This is a genomic window from Yersinia aleksiciae, from assembly GCF_001047675.1.
Classification (GTDB): Bacteria; Pseudomonadota; Gammaproteobacteria; order Enterobacterales; family Enterobacteriaceae; genus Yersinia; species Yersinia aleksiciae.
The window spans coordinates 3,393,086-3,406,141 of the sequence record NZ_CP011975.1 but is presented as its reverse complement, the minus strand read 5'-3'; the positions used below and the strand labels follow the sequence as shown (position 1 = coordinate 3,406,141).

Genomic DNA, 13,056 nt, shown 5'->3' with positions numbered 1-13,056 from the left:
GGCCAGGAGGCCCATAAGGAGAGATTTTGTGCAGATTTAGGCGATATAGGTTCAGATTAAGCGAAAAAGTAGAATAATCCCGCGCCCAAGATCACAATTGCTGGAAGTGGTGAGAAAAAAGCGCGCAACCACACCCGCTTAGGGCGAAAGCCTACACCATGAATCACACCAGTACACACTGCCCACACGATAAACACCTCTTGCCAGACTTCAAGTGAGCTGGTTGCCGCCGCAAAACGCGAAGGGTCCCAAAACACACAGAAAGCCACAGCAAATGCGAGCAGCAGTGAAAGGGCCCTAAGCGGGCCCTTATCCATTAACTCATATAACTTATCGGACAACATCATCTTCGCCATTATTAGCGGCTTTCGCTGCTGCGTTGGCTTCACTCTGCTCCAGCGCCAGAGCAGTAATGATACCAAAGGAGCAGGCCAGAAGTGTCCCTAGAATCCAGGCAAAATACCACATGCTTTATGCTCCTTAGTACAGTGAATGCTTGTTGTTTTCGATAAAGTCTTTATCAATGCGCCCGAACATTTTGTAGTAACACCAACTGGTGTACAGCAAGATGATAGGCACAAAGATGATCGCAACAATGGTCATCACTTTCAGCGTCAACAGGCTAGATGTCGCATCCCACATTGTCAGACTAACATTTGGCACTGTGCTTGAAGGCATCACAAACGGGAACATGGTGACCCCAGCAGTCAAAATCACACAGGCAATGGTCAGTGATGAAAACAGGAAGGCCCAAGCCCCTTTTTCAAAGCGCGACAACAAGATAGTAAACAGTGGCAGAATCACCCCAAGAGCAGGCAGCGCCCACAGGCTTGGGTACTTGTTGAAATTAATCAACCATGCACCGGCCTGATGTGCAACTTCTTTGCGCATCGGGTTAGATTGGGCAGCTGTATCCAATGCTGAGGTAATAACAAAACCATCAATGCCATTAACTAGCCAGATACCCGCCAGCAGGAAGGCAACCGCCATCACCAAGGCAGAAATCTGTGCCGCGACACGGGAGCGCAGATGCAACTCGCCACGTGTACGCATTTGCAGGTAAGTTGCCCCTTGGGTGACCAGCATGGTTAAGCTGACAACACCTGCCAGTAAGCCAAACGGGTTCAGCAACTGGAAGAAGTTACCGGTGTAGAACAGACGCATGTAGCTGTCCATGTGGAACGGTACGCCTTGCAGCAAGTTACCGAACGCCACACCAAACACAACCGCAGGTACGAAGCTACCCACAAAGATGCCCCAGTCCCACATGTTGCGCCAGCGGTTATCTTCCACCTTCGAGCGGTAGTCAAAACCGACCGGACGGAAGAATAACGCGGCCAACACCAGAATCATCGCAATATAGAAGCCGGAGAATGCGGCGGCATACACCATTGGCCAGGCCGCAAACAGCGCCCCACCTGCGGTGATCAACCAAACCTGATTGCCATCCCAGTGAGGAGCAATCGAGTTAATCATAATCCGACGTTCGGTATCATTCTTACCGATGATCCGCAGCAGAATACCGACACCCATATCGAAACCATCGGTGACTGCGAAACCAATCAGCAGCACACCGATCAGCAGCCACCAGATAAATCGTAATACTTCATAATCAAACATAAGTGGACTCCTGTTTACCGTGCTTCCTGCACTGGTGCAGTCGGCTGTTCAAAATGATAGCGGCCAGTTTTCAGGCTGCTAGGCCCAAGGCGCGCAAATTTGAACATCAGGTACATTTCTGCAACCAGGAACAGCGTGTACAGACCGCAAATCAGCCCCATTGAGAATAGGATATCCCCAGCAGTCACGGATGAGTTTGCAATTGCTGTCGGTAGCACTTCACCGATGGCCCATGGTTGACGACCATACTCCGCCACAAACCAACCGGCTTCTACTGCAATCCACGGCAACGGAATACCGAACAATGCAGCACGAAGTAGCCATTTTTTCTGCCCAATCTGACCACGAACGACGTTATAGAACGACAAACCGATGATCAGCAGCATCAAGAAGCCACAGGCCACCATGATGCGGAAGGCGAAGTAGAGCGGCAGAACGCGCGGGATTGAGTCTTTAGCGGCTAACTGAATTTGTTCTTCAGTCGCATCTGTGACGTTTTGCGTATAGCGCTTCAGCAACAAACCATAGCCCAAATCTTGCTTAGTTTTACTGAACGCCTCGCGTACGGCTGGATCAGTATTACCGGCGCGTAATTTCTCTAACAGACTATAAGCCTGAATACCATTACGGATGCGCACTTCATGTTGAGACATCAAATCACGCAAGCCGATAACCGGAGTGTCCAGCGAACGGGTCGCGATTATGCCCAGCGCGAATGGGATCTGAACAGCAAAGCGGTTCTCCATTGTTTCCTGATTAGGGATCGCAAACAGCGTAAAGGCCGCTGGCGGCGGTTGAGTTTCCCATTCAGCTTCGATGGCAGCCAGTTTGGTTTTCTGCACGTCACCCATTTCATAACCAGATTCATCACCCAGCACAATAACAGACAGCGTTGCGGCCAAACCAAAGCTCGCAGCAATCGCAAAAGAGCGCTTGGCGAACGGAATATCACGGCCTTTCAACAGATAGTAAGAGCTGATACCCAGAACAAACATCGCACCGGTAACATAACCTGCCGCCACAGTATGAACGAATTTCACCTGAGCAACTGGGTTCAGAACCAGTTCTGAGAAGCTCAGCATCTCCATACGCATGGTTTCAAAGTTGAAATCAGAGGCAATCGGGTTTTGCATCCAACCGTTTGCAACCAAGATCCACAGCGCAGAGAAGTTAGAGCCTAATGCAACCAGCCAGGTTACGGCCAAATGCTGATGTTTACTCAGACGATCCCAACCGAAGAAGAACAGACCGACGAAAGTAGATTCCAGGAAGAACGCCATTAAACCTTCGATTGCCAGAGGGGCACCGAAGATATCGCCGACGTAATGTGAGAAATATGACCAGTTAGTCCCGAACTGGAACTCCATAGTCAAACCAGTAGCAACCCCCAGAGCAAAGTTAATAGCAAATAACTTACCCCAGAATTTGGTCATATCTTTATAGATTTGTTTACCGGACAGCACATAAACCGATTCCATAATTGCCAACAAAAACGCCATACCCAGCGTAAGTGGGACAAATAAGAAATGGTACATTGCCGTTAAGGCAAACTGTAACCGTGACAGTTCGACAATATCAAACATCTTGACTCCTTGCTCCTCGCAGGAAGACTCCGACTTGCGGCTACTAGACTTCCATATAAACCGAAAGTCTCATAATGCCCCGCAGTGAATGCCCAAAAAAACACAACAAAAATAACAATATCAACTACCCAGTATTACACCGCGGTAATAGTACGCTTCTAATCCCACACAATAAATAGGATTTTACGTGACCCAGCGTTGAGTTCTGGATACAGGTCAACAAACAGGCTATTTACCCATCATGCCGTAGTTTGATCTAGGACAATTTAAGCGCATATCCATATTATTGCCATATTCAAAAGTTGATTTAGAACAATTAATTATTTTTTCATGTTAATTAAAAGTCCGATTGTTTTTATATAACCCGAACTGTTAATGAAATGTAATTTTATGGTTTAGCTAATGCATTATTACTTCGTTATTATGCGATCTAGATTAACTTTTAAATTTATTAGATTCAGAGTGAGTTAAATCACAATTCTGAGTTTTATATAAATATACTAGCCCATCCTGAGGGAAGCGTTCGCAAGTGTTGCCATTTTGTTGCATGATAAAGTGCTATTACTTGATAAAATATTGAATCCTCTCAATGAAAAAAATAGCCATTACCACATTACTCTGTGTCAGTAGCGCTTCCATTGCCGCGCAACAAGTTGATATTACTATCCTTGGCACCTCTGATCTCCATGGTACTTTTGTGCCTTGGGATTATGCCAGCGACAGTGAAAATTTGGCTGGTAGCCTGAGCCAAATCGCCACCAAAGTGCAAAAAATACGTGCTGAGCAGCCGAATATTATTCTGGTGGACGCCGGTGATACCCTCCAAGGCAACTTTGTTGAAACCTTTAAGAATGAACCTATCAGCCCGATGATCCTTGGCTTTAATGCCTTGAAGTATGATGCCTGGGTGATGGGTAATCACGAATTCGATTTCGGTCTGAAAGTACTGGGTACCTCTTTAAAGCAATTTAACGGCACTGCACTAGCAGGCAATATTTTCTGGGACTCAGGTAAGCCCTACCTGCCCTCTTATAAAATCATCGAACGTCAGGGCGTTAAAATCGGCATTATCGGGATGGATACCCCAATGACTGCTGAATTCGCGCAGGGTACTGACCGTATTAACGGTATCCACTTCACTGATCCGGTGCAGGAAGTCAAAAAAGTCATTCAGCAAATCCAGCCACAAGTTGACGCCATTATTCTGGTCGCTCATATGGGGATCGATAACGAGAACCAGCGGCCTGGAACTGGCGTTGGCGATATCGCCAAAGCTAATCCAGAGTTGGCGGCTATCGTCGCGGGTCATATGCATGTGAAGATTGATAAGGCTGTAGTTAACGGCGTTATTATCACTGAGCCGGATAAATATGGCCGCGCCCTTTCCCGTATTGATCTGAAATTTGAACAGCGTGATGGCAAATATCACCTGATCGATAAAGACAGCTACACCTACCCAATCAAAGATGTCGAGTCAGATAAAAAGCTGGAAGCCATTTATCAACCTTACCATGATATTTTGCGCGCCAATGCGAACCGAGTGATTGCTAAGTTGAGTGGTACCAATCTGGTGCCTGCTGATGAGATTAAAGGTATTCCCCAAGTCCATGTGCAAGATACAGGTATCAGCGCACTGTATCAGGAAGCCGCGCATTATTATGCCCCTCAAGCCCAAATCATCGCTCTACAGATTGATAATGACCGCCCGAAATTAAATGTAGGTAATATCACCGCGAAAGACATTGCATTTAACTATCAATATGCCGGTGGTGAAATCACGGTTTATGCCCTGACAGGCAAAGAGTTAAAACAGTATATGGAGTGGTCGGCTGACTACTTTAATCAAGTTAAGCCGGGTGATGTCACTTACAGTTTTAATCCGCAGCGCCGCGCCTCCAAATATTCAACCAATGACTTCTTTGATGGCGTGACCTATACCATTGATTTAAGCAAACCGGCGGGTTCGAGAATCACTGATTTGCGCCTCAATGACGGCACACCAGTGATTGATATCACGCCAATCCATCTGGGCATGAATAGCTATCGCATGGGCCATCTCACGCAAAAAGGTGGGGTGCTTGAGGGGCAGAAATTCCTGATATTGTCTGACAGTAAAGATGATTACGGTGAAGAGGCAGGCACAATCCGTAATCTGACTATTCGCTATTTGACCGATGTTAAGGCGGGGAAATATGAGGGCAAACCTCAGCAACGCTGGCAATTAGTTGGATTGAAAGGCTATGAAAAAGAACGGAAAATCGTTAAAAAACTGATTAATAATGGCACAATCTCAGTACCGACAACGGCTGATGGTCGCTACACCAATATTGCGTCGATTAACGTCAAGGATAAGTTATTTAAGGACAAAACCAGTTGCGATGCCGCACTCGCCACCTTGCGCCAGCAAGCCGCAAGTGCCAGCAATGAGCAAGCTAAGCAACAGGCGCAAACGGATATTGCATTAATCACTGCATTGAATAAGTTCTGATTGAGCATTAAAAAGGCCACCGAAAGGTGGCCTGTATAGACTGCGGTTTTATTGATTACTGCGGCAATATCGCTTTAACCGCATTACCAATTTCAGCCAAGCTACGTACTGTTTTCACGCCAGCTGCTTCCAGAGCCGCGAATTTATCATCTGCCGTACCCTTACCGCCAGCAATGATGGCACCTGCGTGGCCCATACGTTTGCCTTTTGGCGCAGTGACGCCAGCAATGTAACCGACAACAGGTTTAGTCACGTGCTCTTTGATATAAGCTGCCGCTTCTTCTTCTGCGTTACCGCCGATTTCACCGATCATCACGATAACTTCAGTCTGTGGGTCTTCCTGGAACAACTTCAGAATATCAATAAAGTTGGAACCTGGGATTGGGTCGCCACCAATACCGACACAGGTCGATTGACCAAAACCAATGTCAGTTGTCTGTTTTACCGCTTCATAAGTCAACGTACCTGACCGAGAGACGATACCGACTTTACCTGGCAAGTGAATATGACCCGGCATGATACCAATCTTACATTCGCCAGGGGTGATAACACCTGGGCAGTTCGGGCCGATCATGCGCGCATCAGACTGTTCTAATCTGACTTTTACCACCAGCATATCCAGCGTTGGGATGCCTTCAGTAATACAGATAATCAGTTTGATACCGGCGTCGATGGCTTCCAGAATCGAGTCTTTGCAAAACGGTGCTGGCACATAGATAACAGATGCAGTCGCACCGGTCGTCTCTACAGCTTCACGCACAGTATTGAAGACCGGCAGGCCCAGATGTTGAGTACCGCCTTTGCCTGGTGTGACACCGCCAACCATTTTTGTGCCGTAGGCGATAGCTTGTTCAGAGTGGAAAGTCCCTTGGCTACCGGTAAAACCCTGGCAAATAACTTTGGTATTTTTATTAATTAAAATTGACATTATTTAGCCCCCACTGCCGCTACAACTTGCTGAGCCGCATCTGTCAGGCTGGTCGCAGCAATGATATTCAAACCGCTGTCTGCCAGTTTTTTGGCACCCAGTTCGGCGTTGTTCCCTTCCAGACGAACGACCACAGGCACGCTAACACCCACTTCTTCCACTGCGCCAATAATGCCGTCAGCGATCAGGTCGCAACGCACAATGCCGCCGAAGATGTTAACGAAAACCGCTTTCACTTTGTCGTCAGACAAAATAATTTTAAAGGCTTCAGTCACGCGCTCTTTGGTTGCACCACCACCCACATCGAGGAAGTTCGCCGGTTCGCCACCGTGCAGTTTCACGATGTCCATGGTGCCCATTGCCAAACCAGCACCGTTAACCATGCAACCAATGTTGCCATCCAACGCCACATAGTTCAGTTCCCACTGTGCAGCTTGGGCTTCTCGGGCATCTTCTTGCGACTGGTCGCGCATTTCGCGCAGTTCTGGTTGACGGAACAGAGCATTGCCGTCTGCGCCCAATTTGCCATCCAGGCAGACCAGATCACCCTGTTTAGTGATAACCAGCGGGTTGATCTCAACCATCGCCAAATCACGCTCCAGGAAGAGTGTTGCCAGACCCATAAAGATCTTGGTGAATTGAGTCACTTGCTTACCGGTCAGGCCCAGCTTGAAGGCCAATTCGCGCCCCTGATAAGGCTGCGGGCCAGTCAACGGATCCAGTGCGATTTTATGGATCAGTTCTGGCGTCTCTTCGGCCACTTTCTCAATTTCAACGCCGCCTTCGGTAGATGCCATAAACACCACGCGACGGGAGCTGCGATCGATAACCGCGCCCAGATACAGCTCTTTGTCGATATCAGTCGCAGCTTCAACCAGAATCTGGTGAACCGGCTGACCATGAGCATCTGTCTGATAAGTTACCAGTTTTTTACCTAACCACTGTTCAGCGAAAGCACGAATATCTTCTTTGCTGTTAACCAGTTTCACGCCGCCCGCTTTACCGCGACCGCCTGCATGAACCTGACATTTAACCACCCACGGGCCAGTACCGATTTTAGATGCGGCTTCTTCTGCTTCACGCGGTGTGCTACAGGCGTAGCCAGTTGGAGCTGGCATGCCATACCGAGCAAACAGTTGTTTTGCCTGATATTCGTGTAAATTCATGATGTTCTATCCATATAAGGTCTGAGATGGGCCGAAGCCTACTAGGCAACCTGATTGCACGGAGGCAGGTATTCAACACCTTGCAATCAGGCCAACCTTGTCATTTATCTTTTTTATACGTCGAGCAGCAAGCGAGCTGGATCTTCCAGCATCTCTTTCACCGTCACCAGATAACCGACAGACTCGCGGCCATCGATTAAGCGGTGATCGTAGGACAGTGCCAGATACATCATTGGCAGAATCACTACCTGACCATTTACCGCCATTGGACGATCTTTGATGGCATGCATGCCAAGGATCGCGCTTTGTGGTGGGTTAATGATCGGAGTCGACATCAGTGAGCCGAATACACCGCCGTTAGTAATAGTGAAATTACCGCCAGTCAGCTCTTCAACTTTCAGTTTGCCGTCACGGCCTTTTACGGCCAATTCTTTGATTTTCTTCTCAATATCTGCCATACCCATAGTATCTACATCACGCAAGACTGGGGTCACCAGACCGCGCGGGGTAGAGACAGCAATGCTGATATCGAAGTAGTTGTGGTAAACCACGTCTTCGCCATCAAGGGAAGCATTCACTTCAGGATAGCGTTTCAGTGCTTCGACAACCGCTTTGATATAGAAGGACATAAAGCCCAAGCGGACACCGTGACGTTTCTCGAAAGCTTCACCATACTGCTTACGCAGATCCATGATTGGCTTCATGTTGATTTCGTTAAACGTGGTCAGCATCGCGGTGCTGTTTTTCGCTTCCAGCAGACGCTCAGCAACACGTTTACGCAGGCGAGTCATTGGCACACGTTTTTCACTGCGGCCTGCCAATGCGACTGGCGCTGCGGCTTCAACTTTAGCTTCAACCGCCGCTGGTGCAGCTTTACGGTTTGCCAAATGACTATCCACGTCTTCACGTGTGATTCGACCACCAACGCCGCTGCCTTTAATGGCGCTGGCATCAAGGTCGTGCTCTGCAATCAGACGACGAATGGCCGGGCTGAGGCTATCGTTGCTCTCTTCTTCCAGGCTGGCCGTCTGGCGCTGAGCAGGAGTGGACTCGGTGCTCTGGCTTTTTTCTTCTGTCGGCTTGCCTGAGCTATCACTTGGACGAATACGACCCAGAACTTGACGTGAGGTGACAGTTGCACCCTCATCTTCCAAAATGGCGTCCAAAATACCGTCCTGACTGGCCGGAACTTCCAGAATCACTTTGTCTGTTTCAATCTCAACCAACACTTCATCACGCTTAACGCTATCACCCGGTTTTTTGTGCCAGGTTGCGACTGAACCATCGGCGACAGACTCAGGGAGGTCAGGAACATTAATATCTACGCTACTCATTCTCTATCCTTTATGTGTTAACCGGCTCGCTATTCAACGGTCAGCGCGTCATTAACCAGAGCTTGTTGTTGTTTCTGGTGTACGGAAATATATCCAACTGCCGGTGAAGCGGACGCCGGGCGGCCTGCATAACGCAAGGAAGCACCAAATGGAATCACTTCGCGGAAGTTGTGTTGGCTGCAATACCATGCCCCCTGATTAAGCGGCTCTTCCTGACACCAGACGAAATCATGCACGTGAGCAAATTGCTCCAACACGGCCTGGACGGCATGGTGCGGGAACGGATAAAGCTGCTCGATACGCACGATAGCGACATCGGTTTGCCCATTCTTGCGGCGCTGTTCCAACAGATCATAATAGACCTTGCCAGAACACATCACGACACGCTTAACGCCTTTCGGGTCCATTTCGTCAACTTCACCGATAGCAGGCAAGAAGCTGCCATTCGCCAATTCATCCAGAGATGATATCGCTAACGGATGACGTAACAATGACTTCGGTGACATCACCACCAGCGGACGGCGCATACCACGGAGCGCCTGACGGCGAATCATGTGGTAAACCTGTGCTGGCGTTGATGGGATGCACACTTGCATGTTTTGTTCAGCACAAAGTTGCAGGTAGCGCTCCAACCGCGCAGAGGAGTGCTCTGGACCTTGGCCTTCGTAGCCATGTGGCAGCAGCATGACCAGGCCACACATCCGGCCCCATTTCTGCTCACCGGAGCTGATGAACTGGTCGATAACCACCTGAGCACCGTTGGCAAAGTCACCGAACTGCGCTTCCCAGATAGTCAGGGTGCGAGGTTCTGCGGTGGCGTAGCCATATTCGAATGCCAAAACGGCTTCTTCCGACAGCACGGAGTCCCAAACCTGGAAATCACCCTGCCCGCTGTGCACATTTGACAGTGGCACATAAACTGAGCCATTTTTCTGGTTATGAATCACGGCATGGCGATGGAAGAAGGTTCCGCGCCCCGCATCTTCACCCGACAGGCGGATCGGAATCCCCTCATCAACCAGTGTGGCGTAGGCCAGTGTTTCAGCCCCACCCCAGTCGAATGGCTTTTCACCGCTTGCCATCAAAGCGCGATCGCCATAAATCTTGGCAACACGGGATTGCATTTCAATGGCTTCCGGTGCGTGGCTGATACGACGCGCCAGATCTTGCAGGCGTTTCATTTCAACTTTGCTTGGATATTCTTCATCCCAATCATGGTTCAGATACGGCGACCACGTGAAGGATTGCAGATTCATCGGACGCCACTCTTCCACCACACACTCGCCGCCGTCTAATGCGTCACGGTACAGATTAACCATTTCCGTGGCATCTTCTAAGGTCGCGATGTTTTGCTCGGTCAGCTTGTCAGCATAGATTTTGCGCGGCGTCGGGTGTTTTTTGATCTTCTGATACATCACTGGCTGGGTTGCACTTGGCTCATCAGCTTCGTTATGCCCATGGCGGCGGTAACAAACCAGATCGATCATCACGTCACGTTTAAAGGTGTTACGGAAATCCAACGCCAGACGGGTCACAAACGCCACAGCTTCAGGATCATCCGCATTCACGTGGAAAATCGGTGCCTGTACCATTTTAGCGATGTCAGTACAGTACTGGGTAGAACGTGCATCCAGCGGATTGGAGGTAGTAAACCCAATCTGGTTGTTGATAACAATGCGCACAGTCCCGCCGACTTCATAGCCGCGAGCTTGTGACATGTTCAAGGTTTCTTGCACCACACCCTGGCCGGTAATCGCCGCATCACCATGAATGGTGATTGGCAATACCATGTTGCTGCGAGCTTCATCCAGACGGTCACGACGTGCGCGCACAGAACCGATAACCACCGGACTAACAATCTCCAGATGGGATGGGTTAAAGGCCAACGCCAGGTGAACCAGACCACCTTCGGTTTCCACATCAGACGAGAAGCCCTGATGATATTTAACGTCACCCGTACCCAGATGTTCTTTATGCTTACCGGCGAACTCATCAAACAGGTCTTCCGGTTTCTTACCCAGCACGTTAATCAATACGTTCAGGCGGCCACGGTGAGCCATTCCCAGCACCACTTCGCGTGTGCCATTTTTACCGGCATGGCGGATCATCTCTTTGAGCATGGTGACCAGCGAATCGCCGCCCTCCAGCGAGAAGCGCTTAGCACCGGGGAATTTGGCACCGAGATAACGTTCCAGACCTTCAGCGGCAGTCAGTTCGCTCAGGAAACGGCGCTTCTCTTCTTCGCTGAATGTCGGTTTCCCGACCACCGATTCAATACGCTGCTGAAGCCAGCGTTTCTCTTCGGTATTGGTGATATGCATGTATTCAGCGCCGATAGGGCCGCAGTAGGTCTGCTTTAGGGCTGCATACAGGTCAGACAGCTTCATGGTCTCTTTACCGATAGCAAAAGAGCCCACATTGAAGGTGTTCTGGAAATCGGCCTCAGTCAGGTTGTGATAGGAAGGCTCGAGGTCTGGGACAGACTCCTGCTTCCACAAACCGAGTGGGTCAAGGTTGGCATGTTGATGGCCGCGGAAGCGGAAGGCGTTGATTAACTGCAACACCTTGACTTGCTTGGCATCATTTTCAGGATCGCTGATGGATGAGTTATAACGCGAGGGATCCTTCGCCAAGCGACGGAAATACTCACGCGTTTGAGAGTGGAACTGATCAGGTTTTACACCCGTCGTTGGTAGTTGTTGAAAAATTGAACGCCAACTATCATCAACGGAACCAGGATCAGTTAAAAAGTCTTCATAGAGCTGCTCTATGTAGGACTGGTTCGCGCCCGCCAGATAGGAGGAATCCAGCCAGGCCTTCATTGCGCCGTTCTGCATCATGATCCCTTAAGCTTTGAAGCTTCAGTTTTCGCCGTGGTTAACATATACACCGTAATATCAACGGTTTGCCGTAAAAACGGTTCACTCGACATGCTCAATGCACGTTCTGTTATGGACCTTGCGGTCCCGTTCAAGGAACCTCTAAAAACGGACAGCGTGCCGGCTTTTAGAGATTCCCTACCTTGAAGCTACCTGGGGAATCATTCCCCAGGTTAATAAACTCACATCACGCACTGCGTTGCAACAATCATTCGCTACGTTATAACAATCATTCGCTACACTGTAGCTGCCATTAGCAACACTTTGGCTATCATGCGCTACGCTGTAACTATCATGCGCTACGCTGTAACAACATAGATTTGATATGACCAATCGCTTGGGTCGGGTTCAGGCCCTTAGGACAAACACTGACACAATTCATGATGCTATGGCAGCGGAAAACACTAAAAGCGTCGTCCAGATCATCCAAACGTGCTGTTGTTTCGGTATCACGGCTATCTATCAGGAAGCGATAGGCGGCCAGTAACCCTGCCGGGCCGATAAACTTATCCGGATTCCACCAGAATGATGGGCAAGAGGTTGAGCAGCAAGCACACATGATGCACTCATACAGACCATCCAGCTTCTCGCGCTGTGCAGGCGACTGTAAATGCTCACGTGCTGGCGGATTTTTGCCGTCATTTAATAGGTAAGGTTTAATTTTCTCGTACTGAGTATAAAACTGCCCCATATCGACCACTAAATCCCGCACCACCGGTAACCCCGGCAATGGGCGAATCACAATCTTCTTATTGCCTTTCTGCAAAGCTGAAATTGGCGTGATGCAGGCCAAGCCGTTTTTGCCATTCATATTCAGGCCATCGGAACCGCAAACACCTTCACGGCATGAGCGACGGAACGACAGCGTCGGATCTTTCTCTTTCAGCTGGATTAGCGCATCCAGCAACATCATGTCCCGGCCTTCTTCCGCTTCCAGCGTATATTCTTGCATGTGCGGCGCGTCATCGACGTCCGGGTTGTAGCGATAAATTGAAAACTCAAGCTTCATGATCTATTCCTCCGCAACGGATTAGGGTTTAACCCTATCAACACAACAC

At 49.2% G+C, this 13,056-nt stretch carries 10 protein-coding genes; 1 reads left to right on the top strand and 9 read right to left on the bottom strand.

All coding sequences use genetic code 11. From position 1 onward, the window contains the following. Positions 1 to 56: 56 nt before the first annotated feature. Genes ybgE through cydA form a run of 4 tightly spaced genes read right to left on the bottom strand, consistent with a single transcriptional unit; the run spans position 57 to position 3,203 of the window. Entirely contained in the window at positions 57 to 344 is a 288-nt protein-coding gene (ybgE, locus tag ACZ76_RS15285) for a cyd operon protein YbgE (RefSeq protein WP_049599449.1), read from the bottom strand. Then, positions 331 to 468 carry a cytochrome bd-I oxidase subunit CydX gene (gene cydX, locus ACZ76_RS15280; RefSeq protein ID WP_004393309.1) on the bottom strand — a complete coding sequence of 46 codons (138 nt, stop codon included), beginning with the start codon at positions 466 to 468 and terminating at the stop codon, positions 331 to 333. The genes ybgE and cydX overlap by 14 nt, the downstream gene beginning before the upstream one ends. Positions 469 to 480: 12 nt before the next feature. After that, on the bottom strand, positions 481 to 1,620 hold the full coding sequence (gene cydB, locus ACZ76_RS15275; RefSeq protein WP_048619693.1) for a cytochrome d ubiquinol oxidase subunit II: 1,140 nt from the start codon (positions 1,618 to 1,620) through the stop codon (positions 481 to 483). 14 nt (positions 1,621 to 1,634) lie between these two features. Next, the gene (cydA, locus tag ACZ76_RS15270) at positions 1,635 to 3,203 is read right to left on the bottom strand and encodes a cytochrome ubiquinol oxidase subunit I (protein ID WP_048619692.1); all 1,569 of its coding nucleotides are present in this window, start codon (positions 3,201 to 3,203) and stop codon (positions 1,635 to 1,637) included. A 589-nt stretch (positions 3,204 to 3,792) separates the two neighbouring features. On the opposite strand from cydA, the gene ACZ76_RS15265 reads away from it, so the two are divergent. Further along, positions 3,793 to 5,691: a bifunctional metallophosphatase/5'-nucleotidase gene (locus ACZ76_RS15265; protein ID WP_048619691.1), complete on the top strand. Its 1,899-nt coding sequence runs from the start codon at positions 3,793 to 3,795 to the stop codon at positions 5,689 to 5,691. Between the two features lie 55 nt (positions 5,692 to 5,746). On the opposite strand, the gene sucD is transcribed toward ACZ76_RS15265, so the two are convergent. The 5 genes from sucD to ACZ76_RS15240 form a co-directional block, all read right to left on the bottom strand. Next, positions 5,747 to 6,619 (bottom strand): succinate--CoA ligase subunit alpha, encoded by an 873-nt coding sequence (gene sucD / locus ACZ76_RS15260; protein ID WP_048619690.1) that lies wholly within the window; start codon positions 6,617 to 6,619, stop codon positions 5,747 to 5,749. Continuing rightward, complete coding sequence (gene sucC, locus ACZ76_RS15255; RefSeq protein WP_048619689.1) at positions 6,619 to 7,785, bottom strand: ADP-forming succinate--CoA ligase subunit beta; 1,167 nt, start codon at positions 7,783 to 7,785, stop codon at positions 6,619 to 6,621. Before sucC ends, sucD begins: the two co-directional genes overlap by 1 nt. Before the next feature lie 113 nt (positions 7,786 to 7,898). Next, positions 7,899 to 9,119 (bottom strand): 2-oxoglutarate dehydrogenase complex dihydrolipoyllysine-residue succinyltransferase, encoded by a 1,221-nt coding sequence (gene odhB, locus ACZ76_RS15250; RefSeq protein ID WP_048619688.1) that lies wholly within the window; start codon positions 9,117 to 9,119, stop codon positions 7,899 to 7,901. Positions 9,120 to 9,148: 29 nt separating this feature from the next. Then, positions 9,149 to 11,956: a 2-oxoglutarate dehydrogenase E1 component gene (gene sucA / locus ACZ76_RS15245; RefSeq protein ID WP_048619687.1), complete on the bottom strand. Its 2,808-nt coding sequence runs from the start codon at positions 11,954 to 11,956 to the stop codon at positions 9,149 to 9,151. Positions 11,957 to 12,290: 334 nt separating this feature from the next. Further along, positions 12,291 to 13,007 (bottom strand): succinate dehydrogenase iron-sulfur subunit, encoded by a 717-nt coding sequence (locus tag ACZ76_RS15240; RefSeq protein ID WP_048619686.1) that lies wholly within the window; start codon positions 13,005 to 13,007, stop codon positions 12,291 to 12,293. Between the last annotated feature and the right edge of the window lie 49 nt (positions 13,008 to 13,056).